15 protein-coding genes are annotated in these 15448 nt (G+C 70.2%); 12 read left to right on the top strand and 3 right to left on the bottom strand.

What is annotated here, in order from left to right; translation table 11 throughout:
* The first annotated feature begins 41 nt into the window (after positions 1-41).
* Positions 42-500, top strand: a complete 459-nt coding sequence (locus ASD79_RS07140; protein ID WP_056720351.1) for a hypothetical protein — start codon at positions 42-44, stop codon at positions 498-500.
* A gap of 170 nt (positions 501-670) precedes the next feature.
* Here the strand turns inward: ASD79_RS07140 and ASD79_RS07135 are convergent, their stop codons facing one another.
* Complete coding sequence (locus tag ASD79_RS07135; protein WP_056720350.1) at positions 671-1963, bottom strand: lytic murein transglycosylase; 1293 nt, start codon at positions 1961-1963, stop codon at positions 671-673.
* A 233-nt stretch (positions 1964-2196) separates the two neighbouring features.
* On the opposite strand from ASD79_RS07135, the gene ykgO reads away from it, so the two are divergent.
* The 6 genes from ykgO (at position 2197) to ASD79_RS07105 (ending at position 6372) form a co-directional block, all read left to right on the top strand.
* Positions 2197-2322 (top strand): type B 50S ribosomal protein L36, encoded by a 126-nt coding sequence (gene ykgO, locus ASD79_RS07130; RefSeq protein WP_007663273.1) that lies wholly within the window; start codon positions 2197-2199, stop codon positions 2320-2322.
* Complete coding sequence (locus ASD79_RS07125) at positions 2322-2939, top strand: HAD family phosphatase (protein ID WP_056720349.1); 618 nt, start codon at positions 2322-2324, stop codon at positions 2937-2939. Before ykgO ends, ASD79_RS07125 begins: the two co-directional genes overlap by 1 nt.
* Positions 2940-3117: 178 nt before the next feature.
* Positions 3118-4005, top strand: a complete 888-nt coding sequence (locus ASD79_RS07120) for an NAD(P)-dependent oxidoreductase (protein WP_056720348.1) — start codon at positions 3118-3120, stop codon at positions 4003-4005.
* A 77-nt stretch (positions 4006-4082) separates the two neighbouring features.
* A complete protein-coding gene (locus tag ASD79_RS07115) occupies positions 4083-4349 on the top strand; it encodes a DUF2312 domain-containing protein (protein ID WP_056720347.1) in 267 nt (88 codons plus the stop codon).
* A gap of 246 nt (positions 4350-4595) precedes the next feature.
* On the top strand, positions 4596-4949 hold the full coding sequence (locus ASD79_RS07110) for a hypothetical protein (RefSeq protein ID WP_056720346.1): 354 nt from the start codon (positions 4596-4598) through the stop codon (positions 4947-4949).
* A 196-nt stretch (positions 4950-5145) separates the two neighbouring features.
* Positions 5146-6372 carry a PLP-dependent aminotransferase family protein gene (locus tag ASD79_RS07105; protein ID WP_056720345.1) on the top strand — a complete coding sequence of 409 codons (1227 nt, stop codon included), beginning with the start codon at positions 5146-5148 and terminating at the stop codon, positions 6370-6372.
* Positions 6373-6499: 127 nt separating this feature from the next.
* On the opposite strand, the gene ASD79_RS07100 is transcribed toward ASD79_RS07105, so the two are convergent.
* Positions 6500-7972: a sigma-54 dependent transcriptional regulator gene (locus ASD79_RS07100; protein ID WP_056720344.1), complete on the bottom strand. Its 1473-nt coding sequence runs from the start codon at positions 7970-7972 to the stop codon at positions 6500-6502.
* Positions 7973-8308: 336 nt separating this feature from the next.
* Positions 8309-8698, bottom strand: coding sequence for a hypothetical protein (locus ASD79_RS07095; RefSeq protein WP_056720343.1), 390 nt, complete (start codon positions 8696-8698; stop codon positions 8309-8311).
* A gap of 121 nt (positions 8699-8819) precedes the next feature.
* On the opposite strand from ASD79_RS07095, the gene ASD79_RS07090 reads away from it, so the two are divergent.
* The 5 genes from ASD79_RS07090 to ASD79_RS07070 all read left to right on the top strand — a co-directional run bounded on the left by ASD79_RS07090 (position 8820) and on the right by ASD79_RS07070 (position 15359).
* Positions 8820-9470 (top strand): hypothetical protein, encoded by a 651-nt coding sequence (locus tag ASD79_RS07090; RefSeq protein WP_056720342.1) that lies wholly within the window; start codon positions 8820-8822, stop codon positions 9468-9470.
* Positions 9471-9527: 57 nt separating this feature from the next.
* Entirely contained in the window at positions 9528-11318 is a 1791-nt protein-coding gene (locus ASD79_RS07085; protein WP_056720341.1) for a M3 family oligoendopeptidase, read from the top strand.
* Positions 11319-11331: 13 nt separating this feature from the next.
* Positions 11332-11694, top strand: coding sequence for a nuclear transport factor 2 family protein (locus ASD79_RS07080; RefSeq protein ID WP_056720340.1), 363 nt, complete (start codon positions 11332-11334; stop codon positions 11692-11694).
* 3 nt (positions 11695-11697) lie between these two features.
* Entirely contained in the window at positions 11698-13086 is a 1389-nt protein-coding gene (locus ASD79_RS07075) for an AarF/ABC1/UbiB kinase family protein (protein WP_056720339.1), read from the top strand.
* A 104-nt stretch (positions 13087-13190) separates the two neighbouring features.
* Complete coding sequence (locus tag ASD79_RS07070; RefSeq protein WP_082584833.1) at positions 13191-15359, top strand: ATP-binding protein; 2169 nt, start codon at positions 13191-13193, stop codon at positions 15357-15359.
* The last annotated feature ends 89 nt before the right edge of the window (positions 15360-15448 follow it).

Below are 15448 nucleotides of genomic sequence, written 5' to 3'. Positions count from 1 at the left end.
GAGCGCTGACTTCCGGACGCATCGCTTCAGGGAGATCGACCGTGGGTTCCAAGCTGTTCATCCTGGCCTGCGTGGCGGGCCTGGCCGTCGCGGCGGGCGTGTCCGCCCAGCCGAGCCGATATCAGGTGACGGTCAGTCCGGTCTCGTCGGCGTCCGGCTATCAGAAGCTGAGCATCGCCAAGGCCGTCGTCGGCAGCGCGCCGATTCGGGTCTGGGCCAACACCGCCATCGATCCCGACTGCTCGGTCCACACGCCGGGCGCCACCCTGACCATCCTGGAGCCGCCAGCCCACGGCGCGGCGGTGGTCAAGGACGAGCCCTATTTCGCGGCCTTCCCGCCGGCCAACCCGCGCTCGGCCTGCAACAACCGCAAGGTGCCGGGCCACCAGGCCTTCTACACCGCCGCCTCGGGCTATACCGGCCATGACCGGATGGTGCTGCAGGGCTCCAGCCCCGACGGCGCGGTCCGCCGGATCGCGGTGGACATCACCGTCCGCTAGGTTCGACTTCACGTCCCCTTTCGTTGTCATCCCGGGCGTAGGACCGCGTAGCGGGCTGAAGACCCGGGACCCAGGGGCCACGGCATTGCGCCTGCCCTGGGTCCCGGACAGCGCTACGCGCTTCCGGGATGACAACCGTGGGAAACCAGGGCGTCAGTCGAGCAAGAGCCCTAGCTGATCCCCGCCTGGGCCTTCAGGCGCGCCACCATGTCGGACGACAGGTAGCCGTCGGCCGGCAGCTGGCGGCTCTGTTGCCAGGCGCGCAGGGCCTTGCGGGTGCCGGCCCCGACCACGCCGTCGGCCGGGCCAGGGGCGAAGCCCAGGCGGCCCAGGGCGATCTGGGCCGCCATGCGGTCGGCCAGCGACAGCGGGGCCTCGATCGGCCAGGCGGCGACCAGCGGCCCGCCGCCGCCGAACTGGTCGGCCAGCAGCCCGATCCCCAGGGCGTAGGAGGTCGAGTTGTTGTAGGTGCGGATGGCGAAATGGTTGGGCAGGGCCAGGAAGGCCGGGCCCTTGGCGCCGGCTGGCAGGATCAGGCCGGCCGGCGAGGCGGCGTCGGCGGCGGTCCACGGCAGGCCGTCGGCCCGCTTGACGCCCTTGGCCTCCCACCACGACGGAACCTCGCGCGGGCCCTCGGCCAGGCTGTAGTCGAAACCGGCCGGCAGGATCACTTCTTCGGCCCAGCCCGCCCCGCGCTTCCAGCCGCCCTTGGCCAGCAGGTTGGCGGCCGAGGCCAGGCTGTCGGCGTCGCTGCCCCAGATGTCGCGGCGGCCGTCGCCGTCCCAGTCGACGGCGGTCGACAGGTAGTTGGACGGCAGGAACTGGGTCTGGCCCATGGCCCCCGCCCACGAGCCCCTGAGCTGGGCGCGGGTGTCCTCGCCCGAGGCGATGATCTTCAGGGCGGCGATCAGCTCGCCCTCGGCCCAATTGCGCCGGCGGCCGTCGGCGGCCAGGCTGGCCATCGAGCGCACGACGTCGAAATTGCCCTGGATCTTGCCGAACGCCGATTCCATCGCCCAGACGGCCAGCAGGATGTCGCGCGGCACGCCGTAGCGGCTCTCGATATTGGGCAGGAAGGTCAGTTCCTGGCGCTTGGCGCGGCCCACGGCCACGCGGTCGTCGCTGATCACGCCCTTGATGTAGTCGCCGACCGGCTTGGAGAATTCCGGCTGCCGGCCGTCCAGCGACACCACCTTGGGGTCGGGCGTCAGGCCGTCCAGCTCGCGGTCCAGCAGTTGCGGGGTCAGGCCGGCGGCCACGGCCTTCGGCTTGAAGGCGGCCAGCCAGGCGTCGAAGCTGAGCGCCGAGGCGGCGGCCGGTGGCGGGGGCGCGACCGGCGGGGCCGGGGCGGGCGCGGGACCGGGCGGCGGCGCGGCCGGAGCCGGCGACGCCGTGAACGGGGCGTTGGCCGAGGTGTCGGCGCAGCCGGCGAGCAGCAGAACGAGGAAAACGCGTCTATCCATGGTGGCAGGCTACCGGCATCCGCATGAAGGCTGCAATCACAAGGGCGACAGAGCGGTTAAGGTTGCGGTCCACGGCGAAGATAGCGCGTTTTGCCCATAGGACTTGGCGTTGACGCGAGCGCCGCATTGACTCCGCCCCCTGTCCTGCTTATACGCCTGCCCTCCGAAACACCCCGGAAGTTCCTCCCGTCACTTGGCGGTCGCGAACCTCTCCGCTGAGTATAGAGACGGTCATGAAGGTTCGTAGCTCGCTGAAGTCGCTGAAGTCGCGTCACCGCGATTGCAAGCTGGTCCGCCGCAAGGGCGTGGTCTACATCATCAACAAGACCGACCCGCGCTTCAAAGCCAAGCAAGGCTAATGACGCCGTCTGGCGCGCCCAGGGCTCTGCTCTGGGACGTCGGCAACGTCATCGTGCGCTGGGACCCACGCACGCTCTACGCGAAGATCTTCAAGGAACCGGCCGATCTCGACCGGTTCCTTTCGCATGTCGGGACCCTGGACTGGCACGCGGCCACCGATCGCGGCGTGACCTTCGCCGACAACATCGCCGCCCTGAGCGCCGAGCACCCTGATCATGCCGAGCATATCGCCGCCTGGTGGGACCGCTGGCCAGAGATGTTCTCCGGAACCGTCGCCGAGACCGAATCGGTGATCGAGGACCTGGCGGCGCGCGGCGTGCCGCAGTTCGGCCTGACCAACATGTCCAGCGAGACCTGGCCCGGGGTGAAGGCCATGAGCCCCGCCTTCCGCCATTTCCGCGACACGGTGGTCTCGGCCGAGGAGCGGGTGATCAAGCCCGATCCGCGCATTTTCGAGATCGTGCTGGCCCGCACCGGCTTGGCGGCCGGCGACCTGCTGTTCGTCGACGACAGCGCCGCCAACATCGCCGCGGCGGCCGCGATGGGCTTCCACACCCACCACTTCACCGACCCGGCGGCGCTGCGGCCCGCCGTCGAGCGGCACGGCCTGCTCTAACCTTCCTTCTCCCCTTGCGGGAGAAGGTGGCGCGAAGCGCCGGATGAGGGGTTGAAGAACCGATCCGCCGCGACCAGTTGAACGGTCACGCGGGGCGTTTGGCGCCTTGCGACCCCTCATCCGTCGGCTGCGCCGACACCTTCTCCCGCAAGGGGAGAAGGGTTCCAGGAGACACCCCATGGACATCGGTTTCATCGGCCTGGGGGCCATGGGCAAGGCGATGGTCGCCAACCTGCTGGACAAGGGTCACGCTGTGACGGTGTGGAACCGCTCGGGGGCGCCGGTGGCCGAACTGGTCGCCCTGGGCGCCAAGGCCGCCGCGAACGTCGAGGACGCCCTGGCCGGCGACGTCGCCCTGTCGATGCTGGCCCACGACCAGGCGGTTCGCGACGTGCTGCTGGCCGGCGGGGCCCTGGCCAACGCCCGGCCGGGCCTGGTCCATGTCAATCTGGCGACGGTCTCCACCGCCCTGGCCCGCGAGCTGGCCGCGCACCATGCCGAGCTGGGGCTGGGCTATGTGGCCGCGCCGGTGTTCGGCCGTCCGCCGGTGGCCCGGGCCGGCGGTCTCAACATCGTCGTGGCCGGCGCGCCCGACGCGGTGGCCGCGGCGGCACCGGTCCTGGAGGCGCTGGCCGGCAAGCTGTGGCCGATGGGCGACGACCCGGTCCGCGCCAACGCCGTCAAGCTGGCGGGCAACCTGATGATCGTCGCGGCGGTCGAGGCCATGGGCGAGGCGGCGGCCCTGGGCCAGGCCCACGGCGTGCCGGCCGGCGACCTGCTGGACATGCTGACCGGCACGCTGTTCGCCGCCCCCGTCTACAAGATCTACGGCGCGATGATCATGGAGCGGACCTATTCCCCCGCCGGCTTCACGGCGGCGCTGGCCTTGAAGGACGTGCGCCTGGCCAGGGACGCGGCGGCCGAGAAGGGCCTGACCCTGCCGCTGGCCGATCTCGCCGAGCGCGGGCTCCAGCAGGTGCTGTCGGAAGGCGAGGGGGATCTCGACCTGGCCTATCTGGCGGAGGTCGCGGCGTGGCGCGGAGGCAACCCCGCGAAGGGTGACTGAAGGCGCTTTCCCTTTGGCCGCGTTGCCACTAGGTTCCCGGCCTTTCCGCCCTCCGACTTATTGCGAGATGATCCGCCATGGCTGATGACGCCGCCCATTCAGACGTCCTGAACTCCACCGCTCAAGGCCAGCTGAAGAGCATCATCGAGCGCATCGAGCGCCTCGAGGTCGAGAAGGCCGAGATCTCCGAGCAGATCAAGGAAGTCTACAACGAAGCCAAGGGCAACGGCTTCGACGTCAAGATCCTGCGCAAGGTGGTCCGCATCCTCAAGCAGGACCGCGCCAAGCGCCAGGAAGAGGACGCGATCCTCGACCTGTACCTGTCGGCCGTCGGCGCGATCTGAGTCGGAGGGGTTATCGCTGTAACCCTCTCCCAGAGGGAGAGGGAGGGGCCCGCCGCGCAGCGGTGGGAGGGTGAGGGGTTAAGACCTCAACCGCCCATCCCCCACGCCCTGCCCGGATCTGGACCAGCGTAACCCCTCACCCTCCCACGCCTTCAGCGTGGGCCCCACCCTCTCCCTCAGGGAGAGGGTGCGAGTTAGATATTTTTCCCCGTGCGTCCCGCCGCCGACGCCCGCTAGTCTCCGCCCATGCGCGCCAAGAAGCCGCCCGACCCTCGAGCCCAGGCCCGCAAGGCCGCCCTCAACGCGCTGAAGCGCGCGCGGCGCACCGCCGACAAGGCGGGGATCGAGCTGTCCGACTGGGAGGGCGAGTTCCTGGGCTCGGTCGCCCAGCGCATCGAGACCTACGGCCGGGCGTTCGGCGACCCCGAAAAGGGCGGCGCGGGCCAGGCGATGTCGGTCAACCAGACCATCAAGCTCAAGGAAATCGCCGCCAAGGCCCAAGGCAAGGGCAAGGGGGGCGAGCGCAAGCCGATGAACCGCGGGCGGGGGTTCGGGCGCAAGGCGCCGAAGGTCGAGGCCAGCGCCGAGGACGAGAACTGAGGTTCCCTCCGGCCGCCAGGCGCGCTAAGGCTTGGGCATGAGCATGACCGAAAGCGGTCCGCGCCGCTTCTGGCTGCGGCGGACCCAGGGCCCGACCTGCACCGTATGACGCTCCTGACCTGATCAGCGAGACGCCGCGCCCGCGCGGCCCATGGACGGCTGCGGCCGTCGGCGAACCCTCCGGACGACCTTACTCATGACCCACACCACCCCCGACTGGGCGCAGCGCTTCAGCGACCGCATGTCCCGCGTCCGCGCCAACGAGATCCGCGAGCTGCTGAAGCTGCTGGATCAGCCCGACATCCTGTCCTTCGCGGGCGGCATCCCCGATCCTGGCCTGTTCCCGGCCGACCGGATCCAGGCCGGCTACGACGCGATCCTCGCCGACCGGGACCTGGCCCGCCAGGCCCTGCAATATTCGGTGAGCGAGGGCTATCTGCCCCTGCGCCGTTGGATCGCCGAGCGCATGGCGCTGGCCGGCGTCGACTGCGACGAGCACAATATCCTGGTCACCGCCGGCTCGCAGCAGGCGCTCGACCTGATCGGCAAGCTGTTCCTCAGCCGCGGCGACACGGTGATGGTGGCCCGGCCCACCTATCTGGGGGCGCTGCAGGCCTTCAGCGCCTATGAGCCGGCCTATCTGGACCTGCCCGAGGGGGCGCTGGCGAACGGCCTCGACGCCGAAGCTCTGATGGCCGGTCGTTCGCCCCGCGCCCTGGGCTATTTCGTCCCCGACTTCGCCAACCCCACCGGCCAGAGCCTGACCCTGGCCGAGCGCGAGGCCCTGCTGGACCTGGCCGGGCGCCTGGACATGACCCTGATCGAGGACGCCGCCTATCGCGACCTGCGGTTCGAGGGCGAGGCCCTGCCGTCGCTGCTGGCCCTCGACATCGCCCGCTGCGGCTCGATCGAGGCCGCGCGGACCCTGTTTTGCGGCACCCTGTCCAAGACCGTCTCGCCGGCCCTGCGCGTCGGCTGGGTCTGCGGGCCGCGCGCGGTGATCGAGAAGTTGGTGCTGCTGAAGCAGGGCAGCGACCTGCACGTCTCCACCATCAACCAGATGGTCGCCCACCGGGCGGTGTCGGAGGGCTACGAACAGCACCTGGGCGTCCTGCGCGGCGCCTATGGCGCCAAGGCTCGGACGATCCTGACGGCGCTGGAGCGCCACATGCCGCCGGGCGTGACCTGGTCCCAGCCTCAGGGCGGGATGTTCGTCTGGATCCGGCTGCCGGAGGGCCTGGACGGCAGGGTCATGCTGGAACGGGCCCTGGCCGAGGAGCGTGTCGCCTTCGTGCCCGGCGAGCCCTTCTTCGCCGAGATCCCCGCCGCCAACGCCATCCGCCTCAGCTACTCCCTGCCCACGGAGCGGGAGATCGAGGATGGAGTGGCGCGGCTGGCGGCGCTGATCGGGCGGATGGGGTAGGGGGCGGTCCCGCCACCGTTGTCATCCCGGGCGTAGCGAAGCGCAGACCCGGGACCGACGCCTGAGCGCCGCGCTTGTGGCGGTCCCGGATCTGCGCGCTACGCGCTTGTCCGGGATGACAATACAGCTACGACGCTTCCCTCATATCCACGTCGATGCCCTGCTCGCGGACCTTGCGGTAGAGCGTCGAGCGGCCGATGCCCAGGCGGCGGGCGACCTCGCTCATGTGGCCGGCATAGACCTCGATGGCGTGCTGGATCAGGTCGCGCTCGATCTCCTCCAGGGTCCGCAGGTGGCCGCGGTCGTCGAGGATGCGCACCGGCGAGTCGGCCGGGACCCGGGCCATGGCGGCGTGGGCGGCCTGCAGCACGGCCGGCAGGTCGGGCCGCGACGCGGCGGGCGTGGCGGCTTCCGGAAGCGGCGCGACGACGCCCGAGATGGCCGGGAAGTCGTAGGGCTGCAGATAGGGGGCGTCGGCCAGGATGATGGCGCGATAGACCGCGTTCTCCAGCTGGCGCACGTTGCCGGGCCAGTCGAAGCCGTTGAGGAAGGCCAGGGTCTCGGGCGCGGCGCCGACCACCCGCTTGCCCTCTTCGACGTTGAAGCGGCGGATGAAGGCCTCGGTCAGGGCCGGGATGTCCTCGCGGCGTTCACGCAGGGCCGGGGCCTCGATCGGGAAGACGTTCAGGCGGTAATAGAGGTCCTCGCGGAACCGGCCCTGCTCGACGGCGTGGGCCACGTCGCGGTTGGTGGCCGAGACGATGCGCACGTCGACCTTCTGCGAGCGCTTGGAGCCGATCGGGTCGATCTCGCCCTCTTGCAGGGCGCGCAGCAGCTTGACCTGCATGTCCAGCGGCAGCTCGCCGACCTCGTCGAGGAACAGGGTGCCGCCGTCGGCCTCCTTGAACTTGCCCAGATGCTTGTCGGTGGCGCCGGTGAAGGATCCCTTCTCGTGGCCGAACAGGATCGACTCGACCAGGTTTTCCGGGATGGCGCCGCAGTTGACGGCCACGAACGGCTTGCCGGCCCGCTCGGAGGCGCCGTGCACGGCGCGGGCGATCAGTTCCTTGCCGACCCCGCTCTCGCCGGTGATCAGGATGGGGATCGACGACTTGGCGGCCCGCTCGCCCATGCGCTTGACCATGCTCATGGCCGGCGAGGTCCCGATCAGGTCGGCGAAGGTGGTGCGGTTGCCGGCCCGCTTGGTCAGGCGCTCGACCTCGCCCTTCAGCGAGGTCATCGACAGGGCGTTGCGGATCGAGACGGTGATCCGCTCGGGGCTGGCCGGCTTGATGAAGAAGTCGGTGGCCCCGGCCTGCATGGCCCTGACCACGGTGTCGACGCCGCCGCTCGCCGTGAGGACGATCACCGGCTGGACGAAGCCGCGCGCGCGCATCTCCTGCAGGGTCTCGTGGCCCGTCATGCCCGGCATGATCAGGTCCAGCAGCACCACGTCGACGGGCGCGCCGCTGGCCAGGTGGGCCATGGCCGCGTCGCCGTTCTCGGCGTGCGAGACCGCGAAGCCGTCGCGCTCGAGCACGGCCTGGATCAAGCGACGTTGAGTCGGATCGTCGTCGACGACGAGAACCGTCTTGGTCATTTCAGACACCCACTGAACCGGCCGCGTCCGACATGGGACAGGGCTCTTGTTGGTTCAGAGTGATACAGGGCCCGGGTAAAGACCGAGTTTCGGAGACGTGAGTCAGGGATTAACGCACGCGCTTAACGAGGGGTTACGATCCGGGGGAGGGGGCGGGCTAAGAGCCGCGGGCGGGAGCAAGCGCTGTGCGTCCTTCGAGGCCCTCCGTTGGAGGGCGCCTCAGGATGAGGAGTTCTGTGCTGTCTTCCTCATCCTGAGGTGCGTAGCGTAGCGAAGCCTCGAAGGACGCAAGGCGCTCGCCGAAGACAGCCCGCAAGGTCTGCCGTCGATAGCGCCCTAACCTGCCTTCGCCGGGCTCCGACGGACCACGCCGCTGACGCCCTGGCTGACGATCCTGGCGTCGACGCGGGTCTCGCCCTCGCGGCCCACGTGGCAGACGCCGACGAAGTGGGTCTTGCGATCGGTCTTCTTCTCGGTGGTGGTGGCCTCGAACGTCACGTCCATCGCCCCGTCGGGCTTGGCGCCGGCGGAGTCCATGTGGGTGACCTCCAGGCCGTTCAGCGGACCGATCTTGAACTTCTCCTTCAGCCGGGTGGTGCAGCTGTTGAAGACGAAGACGCTGCGGATCGCGGTGGCGAACGGGCCCAGCGGCTTGTTCTCGGCCATGGCCGGGGGCGCGGCCGCCAGGGTCAGAATCACGGCGATAGCGGCGGCGGCCCTGGTCATCGAACTCCCCTGGTTGGCGGAGCAAGGTTATGCGGGGCAGGCCGGGCGCGCATTTTAATTCGCGGTAATGGTCCGCCGGCCTTAGCCTGGCGCGAAGAACGCGGCTTTGGGGGAAGCGACCATGTTCGTCGGACACTACGCGGCGGCCCTGGCCGCCAAGGCCGCGCAGCCCAAGGCGCCGCTGTGGACCTATGTGCTGGGCTGCCAGCTGGTCGATGTCGGCTGGAGTGTTCTGGTCATGACCGGGGCCGAGCGGCTGAGCTTCGACGCCAGCCTGCCGGGCAGCGCCCTGGTGCTTGAGCACATGCCCTACACCCACAGCTTGCCGGCCGCCGTGCTGTGGGCGGTGGCGGCGGGGCTCCTGGCGACCTGGCTGCTGAAGCTGCCACGCCGGGCCGGAACGATGGTCGGGCTGGTCGTGCTGTCGCACTGGGGGCTGGATTTCCTGGTCCACCGGCCCGACCTGGAACTGTGGTTCGGCGGCCCCAAGGTGGGGCTGGGCTGGTGGAACCATCCCGTGCCCGAACAGGCGCTGGAGATGGGGCTGCTGGCCATGGGCGCGGCGGCCTGGGGCTGGCGGCGCGGCCTGCAGGGGCGGGCCGGCTGGTCGGCCCCGCTGTTCGTGGCCCTGCTGCTGGGCGTGCAGATCGCCGCCATGCTGACCCCGTCCGGCGGCGGACCGGTGTCGATGGGGGCGTCGGCCTTGGCGGTCTACCTGCTGATCGTGGCGGTCGCCTGGGCCATGGATCGGGCCGAACGGCGGGCGCGCTGAGGGAAAGGCTCCGGCAGCGATTGCGTCGGACCCCCCGCACGCCATATCCCTACGGCCATGAACGCCCCCTTCAAGACCGACGCCCTGCCCGAGTGGAACCTCGCCGACCTCTATGCCGGTCGCGACGATCCGAAGATCGAGATCGACCTGGCCGCCGCCAAGGCCGCCAACGACGAACTGGCCAGCCTGGAGGGCCTGTTCCTGCAAGCCCGGAGCGAGCCTCAGCGGCTGGGCGTGCTGCTGGATCGCGGCGTGCGGCTGTACGAGCGGGCGACCAACGGCCTGTGGGGCGTGGGGGCCTATGCGGGCCTGGCCGCCTCGACCGCCCGCGACGACCCGGCCTGGGCCAAGTTCGAGGCGGACCTGCGGGCCCGCTCGTCGGCGATCGCCGCCGAGAGCCTGTTCTTCTCGTTGGAGCTGAACCAGCTGGAGGACGGCGAGCTGGAGGCGGCGCTCAAGGCTTTTCCGGCGAGCGCTCGCTGGACGCCGTGGCTGCGCCGCCTGCGCCTGTCGCGGCCGCACGAACTGACGCCCGACCTGGAGCGCTACATCGTCGATCGCGGCCCGGCCGTGGCCAACTGGGTGCGGCTGTATGACGAGACTCTGGCTAAACTCACGGCCAGGGTCGGCCAGGAAAGCCTGACCCTGCCCGAGGCCCTCAACCGCCTGTCCGACCCCGACGGCCAGCGTCGCCAGGCGGCCGCCGACGGCCTGGCCCAGGCGCTGGAGGAACGCGCCTCGACCCAGGGGCTGGTGATGAACACCCTGGCCTTCGAAAAGCAGGTCGAAGACCGCTGGCGCCATTTCGACGGTCCCGCCCAGTCGCGCCATCTGGCCAACGAGGTCGACGCCGACGCGGTCGACGCGCTGGAAGCCGCCGTGGTCGAGGCCTATCCGCGCCTGTCGCACCGCTACTACGCGCTGAAGGCCAAGGTCATGGGCCGCGAGACCCTCGACTACTGGGACCGCAACGCGCCGCTGACCGCCGCCACGCCGAAGGCCTATGGCTGGGATGAGGCGCGGGAGATCGTGCTGGAGAGCTACCAGGCCCTGGCCCCGAAGTTCGCCGACACCGCCCGGACCTTCTTCGCCCAGCCGTGGATCGACGCCCGTCCCCGGGCGGGCAAGCAATCCGGGGCCTATTCGCACCCGGTCACCGCCGAGCGGCATCCCTATGTGTTCATGAACTACATGGGCGAGCGGCGCGACGTGCTGACCCTGGCCCACGAGCTGGGCCACGCGGTGCACCAGACCCTGTGCGCGCCGCTGGGCACCCTGCTGGCCGACACTCCCCTGACCCTGGCCGAGACCGCCTCGATCTTCGGCGAGGGCCTGGTGTTCGACCGCCTGCTGGCCGAGGCGACGCCCGCCGACCGCAAGGGGCTGCTGGCCGGCAAGATCGAGGACGGGCTCAACACGGTGGTCCGCCAGATCGCCTTCCACCGCTTCGAGCGGCGTTTTCACTTGGCCCGCGAGGCGGGCGAGTTGGCTCCAGACCAGATCGGCCAGCTGTGGCTGGAGGTGATGGGCGAGAGCCTGGGGCCGGCCGTGACCCTCAACCCCGGCTACGAGCACTATTGGGCCTATGTCAGCCACTTCGTGCATGCGCCGTTCTATGTCTACGCCTACGCGTTCGGCGATCTGTTGGTGCGCGGCCTGATGGAGAAGCGCCGCGAGGACCCGATCGGCTTCGCGCCGCTCTACGAGGACCTGCTGGCGGCGGGTGGCGCCCGCACCTATGTCGAGGCCCTGGCCCCGTTTGGGTTGAACCCGCGCGACAAGGCCTTCTGGGCCGCCGGCTGCGCGCAGCTGGAACGGCTGGTCGACGAATTCGAAGCCCTGGTCTGACGGAGACGACGCGATGCCCACCAAGGAACGCCTGGCGGAGTTCATCGCCACCGTCGAACGCAACGAGCACGTCGAGGCGATCGAGCGGTTCTACGCCAAGGACGCCTCGATGCAGGAGAACAACGCCCCGCCGCGCGTCGGCCGCGACGTGCTGGTCGAGCACGAGGCGGCGGCCCTGGCGCGGCTGTCGAAGATGGACACCCAGCCGGCGGTCCTGGTGCTGCACGACGGCGACAACGTGGTGATCCAGTGGATCTTCCTGATGACCAACAAGGACGGCGTGACCCTGAAGTTCGAGGAGCTGACCCACCAGGTGTGGGGCGGCGATCGGATCGTCCGTGAGCGGTTCTTCTACGACTCCCGGCAGTTCGGATAGGCGATGGCCGACGACGCGCCCTCCAAGGACCCCGCCAAAGACCCTGAACGCGACCGCCTCTCCGGCCGGCTGACCCGCTTCGCCAAGGTCGGGGCGGGGCTGTCGGGCGCCGCGGTCAGCTACGGGGCCAACAGCCTGTTCGCCGGCGGCGGGGCCGACGCCCGCAACGCCAAGGCCCTGAGGGCGGCGCTGGGCGGGCTGAAGGGCCCGCTGATGAAGGCGGCTCAGATGTTCGCCACGGTGCCCGACCTGCTGCCGCCGGAATTCGCCGCCGAACTGGCCGAGCTGCAGACCAACGCCCCGGCCATGGGCTGGCCGTTCGTCCGTCGGCGGATGGCCGCCGAGCTGGGTCCCGAATGGCAGGGCCGCTTCCAGAGCTTCGAGCACGAGGCCGCCGCCGCCGCCTCCCTGGGCCAGGTGCACCGCGCGGTCGCCCCCGACGGCCGGGCCCTGGCGGTGAAGCTGCAATATCCGGACATGCAGAGCGCGGTCGAAAGCGACCTGGGCCAGCTGCGCGGCCTGATCGGCCTGTTCAAGCGCATGGACGGCTCGATCGACCCCAGCGAGATGATCGTCGAGATCGGCGACCGGCTGCGCGAGGAACTCGACTACGAGCGCGAGGCCCGGCTGATGGCGCTGTACGGCGGCTTCTTCTCGGGCCGGGCCGACATCCAGGTGCCGCAGCCCGTGCCGTCGCTGTCGACCAAGCGGCTGCTGAGCATGACCTGGCTGGAAGGCCGTGGCCTGCTGACCTTCAAGGACGCGCCGCAGGACACCCGCGACCGCATCGCCGCCCTGCTGTTCGAGGCCTGGTGGAGCCCGATGACCAAGCTGGGGATCATCCACGGCGACCCCCACCTGGGCAACTACACCTTCGGCGGACCGGAGGGCGGCGACGGCGCGGCCCACCTCAACCTGCTGGACTTCGGCTGCATCCGCATCTTCCCGCCCCACTTCGTGGCCGGGGTGGTGCGGCTCTATCGCGGCCTGCTGAACGACGACCGCGCCGAGCAGGTCGAGGCCTATCGCAGCTGGGGCTTCGCCAATCTCAACGACGACCTGGTCGACGTGCTCAACGTCTGGGCCCGGTTCATCTATGGCCCGCTGCTCGACGACCGGGTGCGCACCGTCGCCGACGACGTGCCGCCCGGCGAATACGGCCGCCGCGAGGCCTTCAAGGTGCGCAAGGCCCTGAAGGAGAAGGGGCCGATCACCATTCCCCGCGAGTTCGTGTTCATGGACCGCGCCGCCATCGGCCTGGGCGCGGCCTTCCTGCACCTGGGGGCGCGGCACAACTGGCGGGCCCTGTTCGAAAAGTCGCTGGAGGGCTTCTCGGAGGACGGGCTGGCCCAGCGGCAGGCGGCGGTGCTGGCGGCGGCGGGGGTGGCCTGAGGCCTCGCCGAAGTCTTCCGTGAAACGCGCTCGATGAACGCCGCTCAATCTTTCGTTCAAGGCTCGGCGTGTAGATATTGCCGGACGGAAGCGAGGGCGTTCCAATGGCGACAGTGATTTCGACGGGCCGGGAGGCCTCGTCGGCTTGGCGTCGAGGCCTTCGAGCGACCCGCGACGTGCTGCTGGTCTCGTCCCGTCAGCCGCGAGGCCTGGCCGCGCGTCTGGTGTTCTCGGGCGTCGTCTTCGCCGCCACCCTGCCTTACCTGTTCTGGCCGCTGCCGTTCGCCTGGATGGCGACGATGGCGATGCTGGCCGTCGCCGAGCACCACGACCTCTCGCGGGAAGGCCGGCCGGTCGCCGGCCGCAACCTGTTCGCCTGGCTGCAGAGCGCCGGCTACGCGGTGGCGGGCTTCTACATCACCTTCGCCGAGACCGGAGCGGCCCAGACCTTCGGCGTGACGCTGTACGGCGTGGTGATGTTCGAGATCCTGGCCAGCGACTACGCCCGGCCCCGGCGGCTGTTCACCAATCTCACGCCGATGCTGGTCTCGATGGCGTTGATCCAGCTGTTGGGCTGCCTGTTCCTGATGCAGCGCCACGAGCCCTGGCGGATCGTGACCGTGCTGGCCACGACCTATCTGGTGTTCCGCGCCTTCCGCTCGGTCCAGGCCGACCTGACCCGCGCCCGCGAGGACCTGGCCGAGGCCTCGGCCCGCTCGGAGGCCGACGCTCGCAAGATCCGTGAGGCTCACCGCATCACCCTGATGGCCGAGACCATGGCCGGCGTCGGTCACTGGCGCGTGGACGTGGCCAGCGGCGTGACCACCTGGTCGGAGGGGGTCTATCGAATCTACGACCTGGATCCGGCCGGGCCGATACCAAGCCTGGATGAGCAGATGGCTTTCTACGATCCGGCCGAGCGCGAGGCCCTGGCCGCGCGTCTTCGGGCGACGGCGATCGACGGTCGTCCCTTCGAGCTGGCCGGGCGCCTGACCCGCGCCGACGGCTCGGTGCGCCACGTGATCTGCCATGGCGCCGCCGAACTGGGGGCGGGCGGCAAGGTGGCGACGGTGTTCGGCGCGGTCATGGACGTGACGGAGGCGAGGTCGCGCGAGGAAGCGCTGCTGGACGCCAAGCTTCGCGCCGAGGCCGCCGCCGAGGCCAAGGCCGAGTTCCTGGCCAACATGAGCCACGAGATCCGCACACCCCTGACGGCCATCAACGGCTTTTCCAACCTGCTGGGCGAGCTGGACGGCCTGCCGCCGCAGGCCGGCGCCTACGTCCGTCGTGTCAACGCCGCCGGTCACACCCTGCTGGCGGTGGTCAACGACATCCTCGACTTCTCCAAGTTGGAGGCCGGCCACGTCGCCCTCGATCCGCGGCCGTTCGCCGTGGAGCCCCTGTTCGAGGATTTGGCGGCCATGTTCGCCGAGCAGGCGCGCGAGAAGGGCCTGGTCCTGTCCCTCGAGGTCGCGCCCGGCACGCCCGCCGCCGTGAACGCCGACGCCGACCGCCTGCGCCAGATCGTGGTCAACCTGGTCAGCAACGCCATCAAGTTCACCGACGCCGGCGAGGTACGGGTCAGCGTGGCCCACCGTGCCCCCGGACGGCTGGAGGTCGCGGTGTCCGACACGGGCGGCGGCGTGCCGGCCGACAAGCGCGAGCGGTTGTTCCAGCGCTTCTCCCAGGTCGACGGCTCGATCAGCCGTCGCTATGGCGGCACGGGCCTGGGCCTGTCGATCTGCAAGGGCCTGGTCGAGTTGATGGACGGAACCATCGGGATGATCCCGGCCGACGGCGGAGGCTCGATCTTCCGTTTCGAGATCGCCGCCGCCCGGGCCGATCTGGCGCCTGTCGTCGATCTGGGGGCCCGGAAGCGACGGACCGGCGGCGCCGCGCGGATCCTGGTGGTCGACGACCTGGAGGTGAACCGCGAGCTGGTCCGCGCCATGCTGCAGGCGGTGGGACATCAGGTCGTCGAGGCGCGCGGCGGCGTCGAGGCCCTGCGGCTGGCGTCCGACCAGGCGTTCGACCTGATCCTGATGGACCTGCAGATGCCCGGCATCGACGGCTTCGCCTCGGCCCGGGCGATTCGGGAGCTGACCGTCGACAACCGCGACACGCCGATCATCGCCCTCAGCGCCGATGTCCTGCCCGAACACATCGACGCCACGGCCCATGCGGGCATGAACGGTCACATCGGCAAGCCGATTTCGGCGGTCGAGTTGATCGGCGCGGTGGATCGGTGGTCGGGCGTGCGCCTGAGCGCCTGAGGGGAGGCCCGAGGGGAGGGAGGTGACGGGCGCGCGCGGCTTCCCTAGCGTGGCCCTTGCCACCTCTCAAACGCTTGTTAGACTTTCCC

Origin of the sequence: Caulobacter sp. Root655 (assembly GCF_001427665.1) — a bacterium.
Taxonomy (GTDB): Bacteria; Pseudomonadota; Alphaproteobacteria; order Caulobacterales; family Caulobacteraceae; genus Caulobacter.
Note: the sequence above shows the minus strand (reverse complement) of the source record. Positions and strands in the feature narration are given on the sequence as shown.

What these genes read in the sequence shown, in the direction of transcription:
- ASD79_RS07135 (WP_056720350.1), bottom strand. Translation starts at nt 1,963, where the DNA reads ATGGATAGACGCGTTTTCCTCGTTCTGCTGCTCGCCGGCTGCGCCGAC.
- ykgO (WP_007663273.1), top strand. Translation starts at nt 2,197, where the DNA reads ATGAAGGTTCGTAGCTCGCTGAAGTCGCTGAAGTCGCGTCACCGCGAT.
- ASD79_RS07125 (WP_056720349.1), top strand. Translation starts at nt 2,322, where the DNA reads ATGACGCCGTCTGGCGCGCCCAGGGCTCTGCTCTGGGACGTCGGCAAC.
- ASD79_RS07120 (WP_056720348.1), top strand. Translation starts at nt 3,118, where the DNA reads ATGGACATCGGTTTCATCGGCCTGGGGGCCATGGGCAAGGCGATGGTC.
- ASD79_RS07115 (WP_056720347.1), top strand. Translation starts at nt 4,083, where the DNA reads ATGGCTGATGACGCCGCCCATTCAGACGTCCTGAACTCCACCGCTCAA.
- ASD79_RS07110 (WP_056720346.1), top strand. Translation starts at nt 4,596, where the DNA reads ATGCGCGCCAAGAAGCCGCCCGACCCTCGAGCCCAGGCCCGCAAGGCC.
- ASD79_RS07105 (WP_056720345.1), top strand. Translation starts at nt 5,146, where the DNA reads ATGACCCACACCACCCCCGACTGGGCGCAGCGCTTCAGCGACCGCATG.
- ASD79_RS07100 (WP_056720344.1), bottom strand. Translation starts at nt 7,972, where the DNA reads ATGACCAAGACGGTTCTCGTCGTCGACGACGATCCGACTCAACGTCGC.
- ASD79_RS07095 (WP_056720343.1), bottom strand. Translation starts at nt 8,698, where the DNA reads ATGACCAGGGCCGCCGCCGCTATCGCCGTGATTCTGACCCTGGCGGCC.
- ASD79_RS07090 (WP_056720342.1), top strand. Translation starts at nt 8,820, where the DNA reads ATGTTCGTCGGACACTACGCGGCGGCCCTGGCCGCCAAGGCCGCGCAG.
- ASD79_RS07085 (WP_056720341.1), top strand. Translation starts at nt 9,528, where the DNA reads ATGAACGCCCCCTTCAAGACCGACGCCCTGCCCGAGTGGAACCTCGCC.
- ASD79_RS07080 (WP_056720340.1), top strand. Translation starts at nt 11,332, where the DNA reads ATGCCCACCAAGGAACGCCTGGCGGAGTTCATCGCCACCGTCGAACGC.
- ASD79_RS07075 (WP_056720339.1), top strand. Translation starts at nt 11,698, where the DNA reads ATGGCCGACGACGCGCCCTCCAAGGACCCCGCCAAAGACCCTGAACGC.
- ASD79_RS07070 (WP_082584833.1), top strand. Translation starts at nt 13,191, where the DNA reads ATGGCGACAGTGATTTCGACGGGCCGGGAGGCCTCGTCGGCTTGGCGT.